Origin of the sequence: Arthrobacter sp. B6 (genome assembly GCF_001663775.1) — a bacterium.
Taxonomy (GTDB): Bacteria; Actinomycetota; Actinomycetes; order Actinomycetales; family Micrococcaceae; genus Arthrobacter.
This window is the reverse complement of the sequence record NZ_KV467169.1, coordinates 1,085,320-1,103,951: the sequence shown is the minus strand read 5'-3', so window position 1 is coordinate 1,103,951 and position 18,632 is coordinate 1,085,320. Positions and strand designations below refer to the sequence as shown.

Here is an 18,632-nt window from a genome sequence, read left to right as displayed (position 1 = left end):
GATGTGCATCACAGGAAACTTAGTTTCACTATTGGATAACTAAACTACCGCTGATTTCAAGCCCTCACGAGGGGGCACTGTCTGCGATCCCGGACATCCCTCCCAACTAGGTAGCAGCAGATGTTGTTTTAAGCCCCCATAACGACATCTGCTGCTACCTAGTTGGGCCGGAGAGGGGCACTTAGCTGCTGATGCCCAGCGACTCCAGCATCGGCCGGAACTTCGCCCAGGTCTCCGCCAGCTCCGCCTCGGGATGGGACCCGTCGACTATGCCGCAGCCGGCATACAAGCGCACGGTGTCCGGGGACTCGATTACGGCCCCGCGCAGCGCGATGCCCCATTCCCCATTTCCGGCCGCATCCAGCCACCCCACCGGCCCGGCATACGGCCCGCGGTCCAGGTGCTCCAGCTTGCGGATCAGCGCGCCCGCCACCAGCGTGGGCGTGCCGCAGACGGCGGCCGTCGGGTGCAGGGCGTTGATCAGGGCCAGGCACGTGGGCACATGGCCCTCCACCTCGGTCAGCTCCGCCTTGACGTCCGACGCCAGGTGCCACACGTTGGGCAGTTCGAGGATGAACGGTTCGTCGTGCGCGTTCATGGCCTCGGAAAACGGCGCCAGCTGGGAGGTCAACGACTGGATGGCGATCTCGTGCTCGTGCCGCTGTTTCTCGGAGCCGGCCAGCACGCGTTCCGCGTAATCCATCGGGATTCCGGTCTCGCCGTGCGCATCGCGGCGGTCCAGCGTCCCCGCCAGCACGCGCGCCTGGGCGGTACGCCCCTCCACCTGGATCAGCATCTCCGGCGTGGCTCCGACCAGCCCGTCCACCCCGTAGGTCCAGCATTCGCGGTACCGGGCGGAGAGCTCCCGCAGCACCTGGGCGGCTTTCACGCCGGTGGGGACGGTGGCCACGATGTCGCGTGCCAGCACGAGCTTTTCCAGCGCCCCGGTCCGGATCTCCTCCACCCCGGCGGCGACGGCGGCCATCCAGTCCTCCTCGCTCAGCGACCCTGTGTGCAGCGTCGCCCCGGCGGCCAGGGGCAAAGGACGTACGACGGCGCCACCCGCCTTCGCGGGGACAGCAGGCGAGGTTCCGTCCCCGGCACTGCCGGACGACGAGGTGCCGGTTGAGGGCTGAGTGCCGGCGGCCGGCGTCGGGCCTCCCGCAGAAGTCGGGGCAGCACTGGCGCTGCCGCTGCTGAGCCAGCGCTCCAGGGCGGCGAGGGCGCCCGCCTCGGTGAGCGCGCCGTCGTCGAACGTTAACTGGGTGACCCAGAAACGGCCGTCCCGGACACCCACCACGATTTCCGGCACGATCAGCCGGGACTCATGGGCCGATTTCTTGGAGAATGCGAATGAGCCGAAAGCCACCGGACCGGTGCCGGGCAGTTCCACGGAGTCGGTGATTTCCGCCTCCAGGACCAGGTGGCGCCACCAGATGTCCGCCTCCAGGAAGCGCTCGGGGCCCGTGGCGGTGAACCGGGCCACCTCGCCGAAGCCCACCAGTCCGGCCTCGCGGCGGGTCCAGCAGAGGACGTCGTCCCGGACCAGAAACTGAGGCAGCCCCCCGGGAGATGCTTTGCCATCCAGGGGGACTGTCAAGGTGCGGAACGTGCTCGTCATGATGGGTCAACAGTACTGGAAAGTACTGGGCCCACTCAGTACTTTCCAGTACCGTCACCGAGCTCAACATCCAGAAACAGCCCGTGGTTCGTGGCCCCGCCGAACATTTGCGACAATGGCAGGGTGAACCGAGCATCCTTGGATAAGCGTCCGGACGAAGTAGCCACGATGTTTGACGACGTCGCACCTAAATACGATGTTGTCAACGATGTCCTCTCCATGGGGCAGACCCGCCGCTGGCGCAAGGTTGTGGTGGATGCCATGGAAGTCACCAAGGGCCAGCATGTGCTCGACCTCGCTGCCGGAACAGGCACGTCAAGCGAGCCATATGCCGATGCAGGCATAGAAGTTGTGGCCTGCGATTTCTCGCTCGGAATGCTTAAAGTGGGCAAGCGTCGCCGCCCCGACATCAACTTCGTTGCCGGTGATGCCACCAATCTGCCCTTCGCGGACAACTCCTTTGACGCCAGCACCATTTCGTTCGGACTGCGCAACGTCAACGAGCCGAAGAAGGCCCTGGCCGAGATGCTCCGCGTCACCAAGCCCGGCGGCAAGCTGGTCATCGCCGAGTTCTCCCAGCCGGTGGTCCCGCTGTGGCGGACCATGTATACCGAATACCTCATGCGTGCCCTGCCCGCCATCGCCGTGAAGGTTGCCTCGAACCCGGACGCTTACGTCTACCTCGCCGAGTCCATCCGCGCTTGGCCGGACCAGGACCACCTGGCCGCGTGGCTGCAGGAGGCTGGCTGGGAAAAGGTCACCTACCGCAACCTCACCGGCGGGATCGTGGCCATCCACCGTGCCACCAAACCGGCCGAATCAGGCGCCGCCGGTTCTCCTAACGGAGCAGCGGCCGCCATCGCCGCGAACAAAGGCCCCGTGGCCAAGCTTCGCCGCAACATCGTGCGCTGACGGCGTGAATGTACTGATCGTCGGCGCGGGGCCGGCTGGCTCCACCGCCGCGTATTACCTTGCCAGGGCCGGCCGCAGCGTGACCGTGCTGGAGAAAACCAGCTTTCCGCGCGAGAAGGTCTGCGGCGATGGCCTCACCCCGCGGGCCGTCCGCGAGATCCAGAAGCTCGGACTGCCGCATCCCGAAACGGATGGCTGGCGCCGCAACAAGGGCCTGCGCCTGATCGCCGGCGGCCGGACCATCGAGCTGCCTTGGCCCGAGGTGTCAGACTTCCCGCAGTACGGCCTGATTCGCACCCGCCTGGGGTTCGACGAGGAACTTGCGCGCCATGCCCAGGCCGCAGGCGCCGAAGTCCTCGAGCGGCACAGCGTCACTGATGCCCTGCGCTCGGAGGATGGCCGCGTGACCGGTGTCCGCGCAGCGCTCCTGGACGAGTCCGGGCGCAAGACGGGGGAGACGCGCGACTTCAGCGCCGACGTCGTACTCGCCGCCGACGGAAACTCCACGCGAACCGCCGTGTCGCTGGGCATCCAGAAGCGGGACGACCGGCCCCTCGGCGTCGCCGTCCGCACCTACTTCACCAGCCCGCGCACCGACGACGACTGGATGGAAGGCTGGCTGGAACTTCCCGGCCGCGACGGCAAGCTGCTTCCCGGCTACGGCTGGGTGTTCGGCGTGGGAGACGGCACCTCCAACGTGGGCCTGGGCATCCTGAACTCATCCAAGGACTTCGGCAGGCTCGACTACAAGCAGGTCCTGCGCGAATGGACCGCGGGGATGCCGGCCGACTGGGGCTTCACACCGGATAACCAGGTGGGAGAAATCCGCGGCGCAGCGCTGCCCATGGGCTTCAACCGCACCCCGCACTACTCGCCCGGCCTCCTGCTGCTGGGCGACGCCGGCGGCATGGTCTCCCCGTTCAACGGCGAGGGCATCTCCTACGCGATGGAGTCGGCACGGTTCGCGGCCGAGTTCATTATCGACGCGTCTGCGCGGTCTGCTTCGGCCGGCACGTACGACGCCGATGCGCACCTCGCCGGCTACGCGGACTACGTGCGGGACCAGTGGGGATCGCACTTCACGCTGGGCCGGGCATTTGCCGCGCTGATAGGCAAGCCAGCGGTGATGAAGCTCGCGCTGCGGACGGGGATGCCCCTTCCCGTGCTGATGCGCTTTGTGGTCCGGCTGCTGGCCAACCTCACCGAGCCTTCCGCGAAGGGCTTCGAGGACCGGGCCATCCGCGTCCTGGAGTCGTTGGTTCCGGCCACAACAAATACATCCAAGCGCACCCCGACGGACTCCAATCAGCGGTATCCGCAACAAAAAGTTAGGGTTAACCCGTGACCAACCCCGCAGACCACAGCTGGACGCACGCCGGACACGGCCCTGCGGACACTGAACCGAGCCTCAACACCAGCGCGATAGCCACGGGCCTCCAGCTGCCCGCCGGTTTTGCGGCGATCGCGGAGGACCCCGAGCTGGGCCCCGCCATCACCAACAACCTGGCCAGGGTCGAGAAGAAGCTGCGCGAAGCCATTGCCAACTCGGACCCGCTGGCTGACGCAACGTCGCGTCACCTGGTGGAAGCCGGCGGCAAGCGCATCCGGCCGCTGCTGACCCTGCTGTGCGCCCACCTCGGCGACGCTTCCCTGCCCGCAGTGGTGCAGGCCGCCGTCGTGGTTGAACTGACCCACCTGGCAACGCTGTACCACGACGACGTGATGGACTCGGCCCCGTTCCGCCGTGGCGCCCCCACGGCCCACGAGGTCTGGGGGAACTCCGTGGCCGTCCTCACCGGCGACCTCATCTTCGCCCGAGCGTCCATCCTGGTGTCCGAGCTGGGATCCCGCGCGCTGGGCATCCAGGCCCGGACGTTCGAGCGGCTGTGCCTGGGCCAGCTGCACGAGACCGTGGGCCCGCGCCCGGACGAGGACCCGGTGGAGCACTACCTCTCGGTGATCGCTGACAAGACCGGCTCCCTGGTTGCCGCCTCCGGCCAGCTGGGTGCCATCTTCGCCCAAGCCGACCCCGCCTATGAGGAAGTCCTGGTGGAGTACGGCGAGAAGGTGGGCGTGGCCTTCCAGCTTGCTGACGACGTCATTGACGTCACCGGCATCAAGGTCAAGTCCGGCAAGTCCCCGGGCACCGACCTCCGCGAAGGCGTCCCCACACTCCCGGTCCTGCTCCTGCGCAAGGCTGCCGAGAACGGTGACCAGCCCGCCGTCGAACTCCTGAAACTGATTGACGGCGACCTGACCTCGGATGAGGCTCTGGCCGCCGCAGTGGAAGGGCTTCGGGAGCACCCTGTGACTGCCGAGTCCTGGGTGGTTGCCCGCCGCTGGGCCGATGAAGCCATCGCCGCGCTGGCTCCGCTGCCCGAAGGCGTTGTGAAGTCGTCGCTGTCCAACTTCGCCCTGGCCGTGGTGGACCGCGCCAGCTGATTTTCCTCCAAAAGGCCAGGCCTTTTGCTTGATCGATTGCTCCGTAAGGGCCCTTTTGAGCCATCAAAACGGCCCTTACGGAGCAATCGATGGGTGGCGGGGCGGCTTAAACGGAATAGCCCCGATTCTCAGCAACTTACGACTCATACGTTGCGTCGAACCGGGGCTATCTCTCCGTTCGCATCAGACCCGCCGGAGGCGTTTAGCGGATCCGTGAATAGTCTATGACAGCCTTGTCACAAGGTGCAAGTCCGCTGTTACTGCGCCTGTCACAGGCTTTCGGGCCTTTTCAAAACCTGTTTGTGTCATTTATGTGCCCGCTGGGCCCCGGCGGCCCCGGAATGGCTGGGCCGACAGCGGCGCGGAGTCTCGAAAATGACGCGTTTTAGGCCGACGGGCGCAGCCGCGAGGAGCTTAAGGCCCTGTTGATGTTCTCCACATAGCGGTGATGCGCCCTCCCCGGCGCCGCCTTGGAGCGACAAGCTGGCTCCGTGGACATCACCGACTTTCTGCTGAGGCATGGCGGCGCTGCGAGGGCTGGCCAGTTGAAACGGGCCGGGTTTGGAAGGGCCGCTCTCGACGGCGCTGTGGCCAGTGGCGTTGTGGTGCGGGCTAGCCGCGGCGTCTATGGCATCCCGGGAGCGGGCAGCCTGGGCGATGCCCTGGCACATGGCGGACTTCTGACCTGTGTATCCGCGGCTCCGATATACAACTTGTGGGTGCTTGCCGAACCCGGCGTCCTCCACCTCTGCCGGAGCCATCGCCTGCGCAGTTCCAAAATCGTGGAGCACGGCCGAGCCAAACACGCCAGGCATGGGTGGCTTCCCGCCGTGGGGCTAGCCGACGTATTGCTGCACAGCCTTCATTGCCTTCCCGAACTGGAAGCTCTGGTGATGGTGCAGTCGGCAGTCGGAAGGGCCGACATTGAACTGGATTTCCTCCGTGCCAAGTTGCCGGGGCCGCGGAACGGCAAGGCCCGGTCAGTGTTGGACCTGGTGATTCCGAGGTCGGATTCGCTCCTGGAGGTTCTGGCCAACACGCACTTCCGGAGGGCAGGGCTGCGGGTGCGAAGGCATGTCTTCATACCTGGAGTTGGTGAGGTCGACTTCCTCATCGAAGATTGCTTGGTGGTTGAGACTGACGGGTCAACCCACTTCGAGCCCAAGGCTGTGAAACGCGACCAGCGGCGCAACAACAGAAGCATCCTTGGCGGCTATCTGGTGTTGCGCTACTACTACGCCGACGTCGTCCACTCGCCGGACGAGATGGTGGCTGAGATATTGGCGGTTCTTGACCTTAGGCGGCAGGGCAAATTCGCGCTGTTGGACGCCGTCCCAGTGGCGCCGTAACCAAAATGCGTCACTTTCGCCGGTTTCAGGCAGTCCAAGCCCCGGAAAATCAAGGAAGTCAGGCTTCGAGGCGGCGATAAGTGACGCATCTTGGGCCAGGCAGCAGGCGGTTAGGCCGGCGAGGGGCGCAGGCGCAGCCAGGAACCCTAGTCTTCTTCGTCGTTGAAAGCCCAGTCGAACATATCGAAGACGAACTCCGAGAAGGTGCCTTCTTCGCTCTTCCACTGGCCGCGGGCGTTGTTGCGGCGGTAGACGATGGGGTCCGGGACGCCGAGGTCGCCGACGCGGAAGCCCCAGGTGAACTGCTCTTCCTCGTCCTCCAGGAACATCAGGAAGCCTTCGTCATCCACTTCGAGTTCCTCAGGGTCCCAGAAGTAGTGGTAGGCCTCCATCAGGTCTTCGCAACCGCCAAGGGCCAGGTAGAACTCGCGCAGGACCAGGGGGACCTGGAACTGGTGTTCGTCGAGGGCCGCATCGAGCTCGTCGGTGGGCAGCCCGTCTTCTTCCTGCCATTCGTCTTCGAGATACTTTGGAACAAGCGCGCGGAACTTCTCGAGGAACATGTCAGTCATGGTCATATCGTAGCTAATCTCAGGGTGCTCCCGAGCCGCCCCCGGGTGAGCCCCCGGCCCCGCCCCCGGGTGAGCCACCGGCCCCCGAGCCACCCAGGCCCGAGGAACCCTCCACTCCCCGCCGGTGCCAGCCGTGTACCGCCAGCGGAACGTACCAGGACCGGCGCCAGGCGATTACACGGAAAGTGAACACCACGGCCGCCACGGCACACGCGGTCACAGCGTTGAAAGAGCCGGTCACCCACAGAAACATGGTCAGGACGGCGCCGCTGAACGCCGGCAGCGCGTAAAGGTCCCGGGGGTCGAACAGTTGGGGCACCTCATTGGCGGTGATGTCCCGCAGCAGGCCCCCGCCCACCGCCGTCGTCACGCCCAGCACCACCGCGGCTGTCGGGTTCATCCCAAACGTCAGGGCCTTCAGCGTGCCGGTGATGCAGAACAAAGCCAGCCCGCCGGCGTCGAACAGGGTCAGCAGGGAGGTGAACCGCTGCACGCTGGAGAACAGGAAGTAGACCAGTACCGTGGCCAACAGGGGAGGCGCCAGGTACGCCGGGTTGGTGAAGGCGGCCGGGGTGGTGTTCAGGATGATGTCGCGGATGACGCCGCCGCCCAGCGAAACCAGTGAGGCCAGGAGCAGGGATCCGAGGATGTCGAACTGCTTCCGCGCCGCCAAGAGGGATCCGGAGACCGCAAAGAAGAAGACTCCGGCCAGGTCCAGCCAGACCAGGGCGATGTCAAAAGGAAATGTCATGGAGCGTCCCGGCGGATTTCAAGAGGGCGGACAGGGCGGCTCCAACGTTACGCTAGCGGGTATGAACAGCCCCATCATGATCGCCTGTGCCCACGGGACATCCAGCCCGCAGGGAGCCGCCGAGGTCAACGCCCTGCGTGACGCCATCGCCGCCCTGCGCCCCGGACTGGACGTGCGTGAGGCGTACGTCGATGTCCAGCAGCCGGACCTCGTGGACGTGGTGGCAGGACTGCCCGAGGGGGAGGCCGCCGTCGTGGTGCCGCTGCTCCTGAGCGTGGGCTACCACGTCAAGGTGGACATCGCGCGGGCCGTGAAGAGCCGTCCGGGCAGCCTGGCCGCCGCACCGTTGGGGCCCGATCCCCGGCTCGCCGCCCTCCTGGACCAGCGCCTCCGCGAAGCCGGCGTCACCGACCGCGACGCCGTGGTCCTGGCCGCTGCGGGCTCGTCCAACCCCAACGCCGCGGTCAGTGTGGAGGAACTCGCCAGCCAGCTCAGTGCGCTGCGCAGCAACCGGATTGTGCCCGCCTATGGCGCCTCGGCCAAACCGTCAGTGCCCGACGCCGTCGCCATGCTTCGCGAGGAAGCTGACGGAGGTGCCGGGGCGGGGGAGTCCGCCGGTGCAGTTGACCTGGGCGGACGCGTGGTCATTGCGTCCTACCTCCTTGCGCCGGGCTACTTCCACGACCAGCTCGCCAAGGCCGGGGCTGACCTCGTCACAGAGCCGCTGCTGCCGTCGCCGGTGCTGGCCGAGATCGCGCTGGAACGGTACGACGCCGCCGTCGCCAAGGCCCGGGAAGACGCCGCAACCGCGAAGTAGCCAACGTCTCCGGAACTGGCCCCGGCAATGCACAGTGCGGGGACCATCTTCAAGGCCCTCCGGCGTTTCGTGACGAAATATTTCCCTAGGTGACTTAGCGTTTCCGGACCCTTTGTGGCCCTATTCGGGTGGGACCTACAGTCGATGCATGACTGATACAGCTCTAGCCGGAGCGTCCGCGGACCCCGCCGCCCCCAAGCGCCCCGCCCGCCCCGCTGCCAAGCCCCACGGCCAGTGGAAAGTGGACGGCAAAACCCCGCTCAACGCCAACGAAACCTGGAAACAGGAAGACGACGGCCTTAACGTGCGCGAGCGTATCGAGTCCATCTACTCCAAAGAGGGCTTCGATTCGATCCCCGGCCAGGACCTGCACGGCCGCTTCCGCTGGTGGGGCCTGTACACCCAGCGCAAGCCCGGGATCGACGGCGGCAAGACCGCAACGCTCGAGCCGCACGAGCTCGAAGACAAGTACTTCATGCTCCGGGTCAGGATCGACGGCGGCGCGCTCACCACCGAGCAGCTGCGCGTCATCGGCCAGATCTCCGTTGACTTCGCCCGGGATTCGGCCGACCTCACCGACCGCCAGAACATCCAGCTGCACTGGATCCGCGTGGAGGACATCCCCGAGATCTGGACCCGCCTGGAGGGTGTTGGCCTGTCCACCACCGAAGCCTGCGGCGACGTGCCCCGCGTCATCCTGGGCTCCCCGGTGGCCGGCATCGCCAAGGACGAGATCATCGACCCCACCCCGCTCATCGCCGAGCTGGGGGAGCGGTTCATCGGCAACCCGCTGCTGTCCAACCTGCCCCGCAAGTACAAGACCGCCATCACCGGCCACCCCAGCCAGGACGTGGTCCACGAGATCAACGACTTCGCCCTGGTAGGAGTGCGCCACCCCGAGCTGGGCGTCGGCTACGACCTCTGGGCCGGCGGCGCGCTTTCCACCAACCCGATGCTGGGCAAGCGACTGGGCGCCTTCGTCCGTCCTGAGGAAGCCGCCGAAGTATGGCTCGGCGTCACCAGCATCTTCCGCGACTACGGCTACCGCCGCATGCGCACCAAGGCCCGCCTGAAGTTCCTGATGGCCGACTGGGGTCCGGAGAAGTTCCGCCAGATCCTCGAGGACGAATACCTGGGCTACAAGCTTGCAGACGGCCCGGCGGCTCCCAAGCCGACCTCCCCGGGCGACCACATCGGCGTGCACGAGCAGAAGGACGGCAAGTTCTTCATCGGCGCCACACCGCTGGCCGGCCGCCTGTCCGGCGGGCAGCTGGTGAAGCTCGCGGACACCCTCGAGGCCCGCGGCTCCTACCGCCTGCGCACCACCCCGCACCAGAAGCTCGTTGTCCTTGATGTCGAAAAGGACCACGTGGAACCGCTGGTCGCCGAGCTGGACGCCCTGGGCCTGTCCGCCCGCCCGTCCGTGTTCCGCCGCGGGACCATCGCCTGCACCGGCATCGAATACTGCAAGCTGGCCATCGTCGAAACCAAGGTCACCGCGGCCACCGCCGTCGCCGAGCTGGAACGCCGCCTGGCGGACCTCGCGGCTTCCGGCGAACTGCCGCACGCCCTGTCCCTGCACATCAACGGCTGCCCCAACTCCTGCGCCCGCATCCAGACCGCGGACATCGGGCTCAAGGGCATGATGCTGCCAACGCCCGACGGCGACCCCACCCCGGGCTTCCAGGTCCACCTGGGCGGCGGGCTGGCTTCCACCGACCGTGAAGAGGCCGGCCTGGGACGCACCGTCCGCGGCCTCAAGGTCTACGTCGAGGACCTGCCGGATTACGTGGAGCGTGTCGTCCGCACGTTCGTGGCGAAGCGGGCCGAGAACCAGACGTTTGCCGAGTGGGCCCACGCAGCAGATGAGGGGGATCTTCAGTGAGCAAGCACGCAGCCGGGGTAGACCCCGTAGTTGAGCCCGCCGCGGCCGCGGCACAGGTCGAAGCAACCGTTGCAGAGGCATCGCCTGCCGCCGCCCCAGCCCTCCGCACGCACGACGAACTCAAGGCCCTCGCCGAGTCCGGTGCCGCCGAGCTGGGCTGGGACGCCCCGGCCCGCGACGTGATCGCCTGGGTGGAGCGCAACTTCGACCTCTCCTCGGTGGCGGTGGCGTGCTCCATGGCCGACGCCGTCCTGCCGGCCCTGGTCGCTGACCAGATGCCCGGCGTCGACGTCCTGTTCCTGGAGACCGGCTACCACTTCCCGGAAACCTACGCCACACGCGATGAAGTGGCCGCGAACCTGCGCGTCAACGTCGTGGACGTGCTGCCGGAGAACACCGTGGAACAGCAGGACCGACTCCTGGGCAAGGACCTGTTTGCCCGCGACGCCGCCCAGTGCTGCGCCCTCCGCAAGGTGGCTCCGCTGCGCCGCACGCTGGCCGGCTACGAACTCTGGTTCACCGGCGTCCGCCGCGACGAAGCGCCCACCCGCACCAACACCCCGCTGGTCACCTGGGACGAGGCCAACGGCCTGGTCAAGGTCAACCCGGTGGCCGCGTGGACGTTCGACCAGCTGGTCCAGTACTCCGATGACAACCTCCTGCCTGTCAACCCGCTGCTTTCCCAGGGTTACCCCTCCATTGGCTGCCAGCCCTGCACCCGCAAGGTCGCCCCTGGCGACGACCCCCGCGCCGGCCGCTGGGCAGGCTCCGACAAGACAGAATGCGGACTACACGTATGAGCACTTTCCTAACCGAGGAGACCACCCGGGTGACTGACGCTGCCGTTTCAACGCGCCTTTCCAGCCTGGACGCCCTGGAGTCCGAAGCGATCCACATCATCCGCGAAGTCGTGGCCGAGTTCGAGAAGCCTGCGCTGCTGTTCTCCGGCGGCAAGGATTCCGTGGTGATGCTGCACCTGGCCACCAAGGCGTTCTGGCCGGGCAAGGTCCCGTTCCCCGTGCTGCACGTGGATACCGGCCACAACTTCCCCGAGGTCATCGACTTCCGCGACCGCACGGTTGAGCGCCTCGGCCTGAAGCTGGTTGTCGGTTCCGTCCAGGAGTTCATCGACCGCGGCGAGCTGGCCGAGCGTGCCGACGGCACCCGCAACCCGCTGCAGACCGTCCCGCTTCTGGACGCCATCCAGCAGAACAAGTTCGACGCCGTGTTCGGCGGCGGCCGCCGGGACGAGGACAAGGCCCGCGCCAAGGAGCGCATCCTGAGCCTCCGCGACGAGTTCGGCCAGTGGGATCCGCGCAACCAGCGCCCCGAGCTGTGGAACCTCTACAACGGCCGCCACACCGTGGGCCAGCACGTCCGCGCGTTCCCCATCAGCAACTGGACCGAGCTGGACATCTGGCGCTACATCGAACGCGAGAACATCGAGCTGCCGGGCCTGTACTACGCCCACGACCGCGAAGTTTTCGCCCGCGACGGAATGTGGCGCGCGGTGGGCGAGGTTTCCCAGCCGCTGCCGCACGAGGAAGTCATCATCAAGACGGTCCGCTACCGCACCGTGGGCGACATGTCCTGCACCGGTGCCGTTGAATCGGCCGCAGCCACCGTGAGCGACGTTGTGATCGAAGTTGCCGCCTCCACCATCACCGAACGTGGCGCCACCCGTGCAGATGACCGCATCTCCGAGGCAGCCATGGAAGACCGCAAGAAGGATGGTTACTTCTAAATGAGCACCGAAACTTCACTCCTGGCTTCAGAGCTGGAAACAGCCCTGCCCACCACGCTCTTCCGCTTTGCCACCGCAGGATCGGTCGACGACGGGAAGTCCACTTTGGTGGGCCGGCTCCTGCATGACTCCAAGGCGATCCTCGCGGACCAGCTCGACGCCGTTGCCCGCACCTCAGCGGACCGCGGCTTCGGCGGTGCGGGTGCCACGGGCACCCAGGCGATCGACCTGGCGCTCCTGACTGACGGTCTCCGGGCCGAGCGCGAGCAGGGCATCACCATCGACGTCGCCTACCGCTACTTCGCCACCGACCGCCGCAGCTTCATCCTGGCCGACTGCCCCGGGCACGTGCAGTACACCAAAAACACGGTGACCGGCGCGTCCACTGCGGATGCCGTCGTCGTACTCATTGACGCCCGCAAGGGTGTCCTGGAGCAGACCCGCCGGCACCTGTCCGTGCTGCAGCTGCTGCGGGTGGCGCACGTGATTGTGGCCGTGAACAAGATCGACCTGGTGGACTTCAGCGAGTCCGTGTTCCGGGAGATCCAGGCTGATGTGCAGCAGGTGGCCCGCGAACTGGGCATCGGCTCGGCCGAGCTGGGCACCGCCGACCACATCGACGACCTGCTGGTGATCCCCGTGTCTGCCCTCGAAGGCGACAACGTGGTGGACCGCTCCGAGCGTACCCCCTGGTACGACGGGCCCGCCCTGCTGGAGGTCCTCGAGACCCTTCCGGCCGCCGACGAAATCGACACCCAGCTGGAAAGCTTCCGCTTCCCGGTGCAGCTGGTCATCCGGCCGCAGGGTGCACTGGCTCCCGACGCCGTGGCCGCTGGCCTGGACGTTGAGGCCTACCGTGACTACCGCGCGTACGCCGGCCAGATCACCGAGGGTTCCGTGAAGGTGGGCGACAAGGTCTCGGTGCTGACGCCAGGCCAGGCCCCCCGCACCACCACGGTGACGGGCATCGACTTCGCCGGCGAGTCACTCCAGGAAGCGTTCGCCCCGCAGTCCGTGGCGATTCGCCTGGCCGAGGAATTCGACGTCGCCCGCGGTGACACCATCGCCGCCGCCGGAACCGTCCGCGATTCCTCCGCCGACCTGTACGCGGCGCTGTGCTGGCTCTCGCCCAAGCCGTTGCGGGAAGGTGCCAAGGTGCTGGTGAAACACGGCACCCGTACCGTCCAGGCGCTGGTCCGCAATGTCAGCGGCAAGCTGGACCTCGCCTCCTTCAAGCTCGAAGCCGCGTCAAGCCTCGAGCTCAACGACATCGGCCACGCGCAGCTCCGGCTCGCCGCGCCGCTGCCGCTGGAGAACTACCTGCACCACCGCCGCACCGGCGCATTCCTGGTGATCGACCCGCTGGACGGCAACACGCTGGCAGCCGGCCTGGTCAAGGACCACCCGGGCGACCACGAGGACGAGCGCTACTCGATCTGAGCCGTGATCCAGCGCTGAAGTCGCCGGAAACATGTGAGGTCGCCGCAGATTTGCGGCGACCTCACATGTTTCCGGCGATTTCGTCGTTTCGCGGCCTTTCCGCCGCCCTTGCCACCCCTTGCCCGGCCTACCATCATCGTGAGTGGGAGGCGGAGCGTGGAGACCATCAACAGCAGGCTCATCAACTGGGCCTCGATCCTGGACGCCAAGACCCTTGAGCAGGCGCTGGCAACCTCCACGCTGCCGTTCATCTATCCCCACCTGGCCCTGATGCCGGACGCACACCTGGGCAAGGGTGCCACCGTGGGCTCGGTGATTCCCACCCTGCATGCGATCATCCCGGCCGCGGTGGGAGTGGACATCGGCTGCGGCATGATCGCCGTGCGGACGCAATACTCGCTGAAGGACCTCCCGAAGGAACGCAAACGCCTGCGCGAGGACATCGAACGGGCCATTCCGCTCTCGGCCGGGCACAACAACAGGAAAGTCCAGGCCACTGCCGAGCCCCGGATCGCAGAGCTTAGAAAGCTGGCAGCAAAGGCCGGCTTCAACCCTGCGCAGTACCTGGCGAAGTGGGAGCTGCAGCTCGGCTCGCTGGGGTCGGGCAACCACTTCATCGAGGTCTGCGCGGACGAAACCGACGCCGTCTGGCTGTTCCTGCACTCCGGTTCCCGCGGGGTCGGCAACAAGATCGCCCAGCACCACATCGGCGTCGCCCAGCATGTGACTCGGAAACGGGGGACACACCTGCCCGACCCCGACCTCGCCTACCTGGAGGAAGGCACCGCCGAATTCAAGCGGTACATCGAGGAACTGCGCTGGGCCCAGCATTTCGCGCTGCTGAACCGTGAGGAAATGATGGACCGGGTGATCACCCAGTTCAGCCATTGGGTCGGCGGGCACGTCCAGGAACGTGAGCGGATCAACTGCCACCACAACTTCACCCAGCAGGAGACGCACTACGGCAAGTCCGTGTGGGTATCGCGGAAGGGTGCCATCAAAGCCGAGCCCGGCGATCCGGGACTTATTCCCGGATCCATGGGGACGGCGTCGTACGTGGTGGAAGGCCTGGGCAACCCCGCTGCACTGAACTCCTCCCCGCACGGAGCCGGCCGCGAGTACTCCCGGAACGCCGCCCGCAAGACCTTCTCGCTGGCGGAGCTGAAGGAAGCCATGCAGGGGATCGAGTTCCGGGCAAGCGAGGCGTTCATCGACGAGATCCCGGCGGCCTACAAGCCAATCGATATCGTCATGAGGGATGCAGCGGACCTGGTGACAGTCCGGCACAAACTGCGCCAGCTGGTTAACGTCAAGGGCAACTGAGCGGCCCGAGTTCGCCGGAACGGTGCCCCGCCGCCGGAGCGGAACGGCGAACGGGCACCGTTCCGGCGACTCCGGCGCAACGCCACCGGCAGTGCCCGAATGTGACGTTAGATGAACCCGCGTGACCCCCCGTTTCTGCTTCGTTGAACGGGTAAACGGCACTCCCTATGGTGAAACAATGACTAGTTCCAAGCCCGGGATGACCCGGATCGTGGCCGGTGAAAGCGCGGTGCCCCGGCACAAGCGTGCCATTGAGGCTGCGCTGGCCATTGGGCTGGTCCTCCTGATCGCCGTCGGCGCCGCTGTGGCGTCCGGCGTGTCGCGTAACACTGACGCACAGGCCGCGACGCCGTCGCCCACCCCCGCCGAAGAACTGAAGCTTGGCTACTTCGGCAACATCACCCATGCCGCCGCGCTGGTGGGCATCAAGCAGGGCTTCCTGGCAAAGGACCTGGGCAGCACGAAGCTCAGCACCGAAACCTTCAACGCCGGCCCGGCTGCCATCGAGGCCCTGAACGCGGGCGCGATCGACGCCGCCTACATCGGCCCGAACCCTGCCATTAATTCCTTCGTCAAGAGCCAGGGCGAGTCCGTCAGCGTCATTGCGGGTGCTGCCGCCGGTGGAGCCCAGCTCGTGGTCCGGCCGGAGATCGGTTCCGCTGCGGACCTCAAGGGCAAAACCCTGGCGTCGCCGCAGTTGGGCGGCACCCAGGACGTCGCATTGCGCGCCTGGCTGGGCTCGCAGGGCTACCACACCAAGGTGGACGGCAGTGGCGACGTCGCCATCAACCCGACCGAAAACGCGCAGACGCTGAAGCTTTTCCAGGACGGAAAGCTCGACGGCGCGTGGGTACCTGAGCCCTGGGCCTCCCGTCTGGTGCTCCAGGCCGGAGCCAAGGTCCTGGTGGATGAAAAGGACCTGTGGGACGGTTCAGCATCCGGCAAGCCGGGTGAGTTCCCCACCACCATCCTGATCGTCAACAAGACTTTCGCGGCCGAGCACCCGGAAACCGTCAAGGCCCTCCTCCGCGGCCACGCCAAATCCGTGGCCTGGCTCAATGACACGCCGTCCGCGGAAAAGGCAGCCGTCATCAACGCCGCGCTGCAGGAATCCGCCGGCGCCGCCCTCCCTGCCGACGTCATCGACCGGTCGCTGAAGAACATCATTTTCACCGTGGATCCGCTGGCCGGAACCTACCCCAAGCTCCTGCAGGACGGGGTGGAAGCCGGCACCACCAAGCAGGCCAACATCAACGGCCTGTTCGACCTCCGGGCCTTGAACGAAGTCACCGGAAAGTCGATTTCCGCGGCCGGCATCGGCCAGGACTGACCTCCACGCACCACAGCAACCGCACCACAAACCTAAGGACGGGACCATGCCAGTCGTACTGGAAAACCTGGGCAAGCGCTTCGGCGACGGCGCCCCGGTGCTGGACGACGTCAACGCCAACATCGCGTCGGGCGAGTTCGTCGCCCTCCTCGGTGCCTCCGGCTGCGGCAAGTCCACCCTGCTGAACATCATGGCGGGACTGGAGCTCCCGACGTCGGGCGCCCTGGAAGTGCCCAGCGACGGCGCGGCGTTTATGTTCCAGGACGCTGCCCTTTTCCCGTGGCTCACGGCGCGGGAGAACATCGAGCTGGCACTGCAGTTGCGCGGCGTGGGCAAGGCCGAGCGCAAGGCCAAGGCGCAGGAGCTGCTCGAGCTGGTGCACCTTGGCGGAGCTGGGGACAAGCGCCCGCACGAGCTGTCCGGCGGCATGCGCCAGCGTGTTTCGCTCGCCCGGTCCCTGGCCCAGGACCGGCAGCTGCTGCTGATGGACGAGCCGTTCGCCGCACTTGACGCCATCACCCGCGACCTCCTCCACGACGAGCTGGAACGCATCTGGAAGGAAACCGGGCGGACCATCGTTTTTGTCACCCACAACGTCCGCGAGGCCGTCCGGCTGGGCCAGCGTGTCCTGCTGCTGTCGTCCCGCCCGGGCCGCGTGGTTGAGGAATGGTCCGTTACCGAGGAACACCGAACCGACGCCGGCCTGGCCGGACAGCTGACCGGGGTCATTACCGCCCGGCTCCGGGAGGAGATTCGCCGCCATGCCAAATAACTCCGCACCCCTCGCCGAGGCACCTTCAGAACCGGCGGAGGCCCGACACATCCATGCCGCCCTGACGAGGACCTCGACCGGGAACGAGGACCTGCGCGAACTCGAGGCCGGCCTGGATTCGCTGCAGTCCGACGCCGCCCGCAAGACCCGCATTGAATGGAGCCGCATCCTGCTGCCGGTGGCCGCCCTCGTGGTCCTGGTGCTGATCTGGCAGTTCTACGTTTCCCTGGGCGTGAAGCGCCGGGACCTGGTGCCCGGCCCGCTCGACGTCCTGGGCCAGGTGGGAGTCCTCTGGGGCGAAGGAAAGCTCCAGGAAGCGGTGTGGACCTCGCTGCAGCGCGGGCTGGTCGGGTTCCTGATCAGCGTCGCCATCGCCACTCCGGTGGGACTGCTGCTGGCACAGGTTGCACCGCTGCGCCGGGCGTTCGGACCCCTGATCTCCGGCCTGCAGGTGCTCCCATCCGTGGCCTGGGTTCCGGCCGCGATCATCTGGTTCGGCCTCACGGACGCCACCGTCTACTTCGTCGTCTTTATGGGCGCCATTCCGTCGATCATCAACGGGCTGATCTCGGGCGTGGACCAGATCCCGCCGCAGTACCGCCGGGTCGGGACTGTGCTGGGCGCGAACCGCCTGCAGATGGCCCTGCAGATCATCCTCCCCGCGGCCCTCCCCGGTTACCTGGGCGGGCTGAAGCAGGGCTGGGCATTTTCGTGGCGGTCCCTCATGGCGGCGGAAATCATCGCTGTGGGTGGAACCATCGGCTTCGGCCTCGGCTCGCTGCTTGACCAGGGGCGGATCCTGTCCGACATGACCGTGGTGATGTCGGCGATCCTGCTGATCCTCGGCGTCGGCATCCTGATCGAACTCCTGGTGTTCGCGCCGATCGAGAAGCGGCTCCTCCGCAGCCGTGGCCTCCTGTCCGGAAGCACCCGCTAACCCTTGACGACCAATTTGCGTCAGTTTTGAGTGCCCCACTGCCTCCGCGCCCCGCAAAGCCGCGGATCCCCGACCCGGGCCCGTCCCTAAAATGACGCATTCTCGAGGCCCGGCAGGAGAAGCGCTCTGGCAGACTGGCGCCATGACTGTGAGCTTTGTGTGCCGCACCGAATCCTCGCTGCCGCGGGAGCGCCTCTTCGACTTGGCCCGCAGCATTGATGCCCACGTGGGCTCCCAGCAAACAGCAGGTGAACGGGCCATCGGCGGCCTGACAACCGGGCTGATCGAGGAGGGCCAGGAGGTGACTTGGCACGCCCGGCATTTCGGCGTCCCGTTGACTATGACGAGCAGGATCACGGCGCTCGAGTTCCCGTCAGCTTCACGGACGAGCAGGTCAGGGGGCCGTTCAAGTCGTTCCGCCACGTTCACGAGTTCCAGTCCACTGCGGCGGGCAGCATCATGACGGACCACGTTGAGTTCACCGCGCCGTTCGGGCTAGTGGGACGCGTGGTGGAGCGTTTTGTGCTGCGCCAATACCTGGAACGCCTGATTGCCGCCCGGGGACTGTACCTGGCCAGGGTTGTTCCCCCGAAGGTGTCCTGACCACCGGGCCTCCGACCCCGGGCCTCCGCGGCGCGGCCGTCTGAGCGACATTTGATCCGGCCCCTGTCGCTGAGCGGAGTCCGTCGGTATATCTTGAGACGTATCCGGAGTCATCCATTCAGGCATTCCGCGAT

17 protein-coding genes are annotated in these 18,632 nt (G+C 66.6%); 14 read left to right on the top strand and 3 right to left on the bottom strand.

Annotated features, from left to right (window positions below):
- Positions 1–181: 181 nt before the first annotated feature.
- The gene (locus AU175_RS19790) at positions 182–1,621 is read right to left on the bottom strand and encodes an isochorismate synthase (RefSeq protein ID WP_066293643.1); all 1,440 of its coding nucleotides are present in this window, start codon (positions 1,619–1,621) and stop codon (positions 182–184) included.
- A gap of 123 nt (positions 1,622–1,744) precedes the next feature.
- Here AU175_RS19790 and AU175_RS19785 point away from each other — a divergent pair, with 123 nt between their 5' ends.
- The 4 genes from AU175_RS19785 to AU175_RS19770 all read left to right on the top strand — a co-directional run bounded on the left by AU175_RS19785 (position 1,745) and on the right by AU175_RS19770 (position 6,324).
- Positions 1,745–2,533, top strand: a complete 789-nt coding sequence (locus tag AU175_RS19785) for a demethylmenaquinone methyltransferase (RefSeq protein ID WP_231938659.1) — start codon at positions 1,745–1,747, stop codon at positions 2,531–2,533.
- Positions 2,534–2,537: 4 nt separating this feature from the next.
- Positions 2,538–3,878, top strand: a complete 1,341-nt coding sequence (locus AU175_RS19780) for a geranylgeranyl reductase family protein (RefSeq protein WP_066293639.1) — start codon at positions 2,538–2,540, stop codon at positions 3,876–3,878.
- The gene (locus tag AU175_RS19775) at positions 3,875–4,975 is read left to right on the top strand and encodes a polyprenyl synthetase family protein (protein ID WP_066293636.1); all 1,101 of its coding nucleotides are present in this window, start codon (positions 3,875–3,877) and stop codon (positions 4,973–4,975) included. The genes AU175_RS19780 and AU175_RS19775 overlap by 4 nt, the downstream gene beginning before the upstream one ends.
- A gap of 491 nt (positions 4,976–5,466) precedes the next feature.
- A complete protein-coding gene (locus AU175_RS19770; RefSeq protein ID WP_066293634.1) occupies positions 5,467–6,324 on the top strand; it encodes a type IV toxin-antitoxin system AbiEi family antitoxin domain-containing protein in 858 nt (285 codons plus the stop codon).
- Positions 6,325–6,470: 146 nt separating this feature from the next.
- On the opposite strand, the gene AU175_RS19765 is transcribed toward AU175_RS19770, so the two are convergent.
- Both AU175_RS19765 and AU175_RS19760 read right to left on the bottom strand, forming a co-directional pair.
- Complete coding sequence (locus AU175_RS19765; protein WP_066294530.1) at positions 6,471–6,896, bottom strand: hypothetical protein; 426 nt, start codon at positions 6,894–6,896, stop codon at positions 6,471–6,473.
- 19 nt (positions 6,897–6,915) lie between these two features.
- Positions 6,916–7,647 carry a trimeric intracellular cation channel family protein gene (locus AU175_RS19760; protein WP_082979295.1) on the bottom strand — a complete coding sequence of 244 codons (732 nt, stop codon included), beginning with the start codon at positions 7,645–7,647 and terminating at the stop codon, positions 6,916–6,918.
- Positions 7,648–7,708: 61 nt separating this feature from the next.
- Between AU175_RS19760 and AU175_RS19755 the strand changes: the two genes are divergently transcribed.
- The 10 genes from AU175_RS19755 to AU175_RS22650 all read left to right on the top strand — a co-directional run bounded on the left by AU175_RS19755 (position 7,709) and on the right by AU175_RS22650 (position 18,498).
- Complete coding sequence (locus AU175_RS19755; RefSeq protein WP_066294528.1) at positions 7,709–8,464, top strand: sirohydrochlorin chelatase; 756 nt, start codon at positions 7,709–7,711, stop codon at positions 8,462–8,464.
- 148 nt (positions 8,465–8,612) lie between these two features.
- A complete protein-coding gene (locus AU175_RS19750) occupies positions 8,613–10,349 on the top strand; it encodes a nitrite/sulfite reductase (RefSeq protein ID WP_066293632.1) in 1,737 nt (578 codons plus the stop codon).
- A complete protein-coding gene (locus AU175_RS19745) occupies positions 10,346–11,149 on the top strand; it encodes a phosphoadenylyl-sulfate reductase (RefSeq protein WP_066293629.1) in 804 nt (267 codons plus the stop codon). Before AU175_RS19750 ends, AU175_RS19745 begins: the two co-directional genes overlap by 4 nt.
- Entirely contained in the window at positions 11,146–12,093 is a 948-nt protein-coding gene (gene cysD / locus AU175_RS19740; protein ID WP_066293627.1) for a sulfate adenylyltransferase subunit CysD, read from the top strand. Before AU175_RS19745 ends, cysD begins: the two co-directional genes overlap by 4 nt.
- Positions 12,094–13,533 carry a sulfate adenylyltransferase subunit 1 gene (locus tag AU175_RS19735; RefSeq protein WP_066293625.1) on the top strand — a complete coding sequence of 480 codons (1,440 nt, stop codon included), beginning with the start codon at positions 12,094–12,096 and terminating at the stop codon, positions 13,531–13,533. It abuts the gene before it with no gap.
- A gap of 156 nt (positions 13,534–13,689) precedes the next feature.
- The gene (locus AU175_RS19730) at positions 13,690–14,856 is read left to right on the top strand and encodes an RtcB family protein (protein WP_066293624.1); all 1,167 of its coding nucleotides are present in this window, start codon (positions 13,690–13,692) and stop codon (positions 14,854–14,856) included.
- Positions 14,857–15,055: 199 nt separating this feature from the next.
- A complete protein-coding gene (locus tag AU175_RS19725; RefSeq protein WP_066293621.1) occupies positions 15,056–16,186 on the top strand; it encodes an ABC transporter substrate-binding protein in 1,131 nt (376 codons plus the stop codon).
- A 46-nt stretch (positions 16,187–16,232) separates the two neighbouring features.
- Positions 16,233–16,958, top strand: coding sequence for an ABC transporter ATP-binding protein (locus AU175_RS19720; RefSeq protein WP_066293619.1), 726 nt, complete (start codon positions 16,233–16,235; stop codon positions 16,956–16,958).
- The gene (locus AU175_RS19715; protein WP_156642482.1) at positions 16,948–17,895 is read left to right on the top strand and encodes an ABC transporter permease; all 948 of its coding nucleotides are present in this window, start codon (positions 16,948–16,950) and stop codon (positions 17,893–17,895) included. Before AU175_RS19720 ends, AU175_RS19715 begins: the two co-directional genes overlap by 11 nt.
- A 306-nt stretch (positions 17,896–18,201) precedes the next feature.
- Entirely contained in the window at positions 18,202–18,498 is a 297-nt protein-coding gene (locus AU175_RS22650; protein WP_331711964.1) for an SRPBCC family protein, read from the top strand.
- Positions 18,499–18,632: the final 134 nt, after the last annotated feature.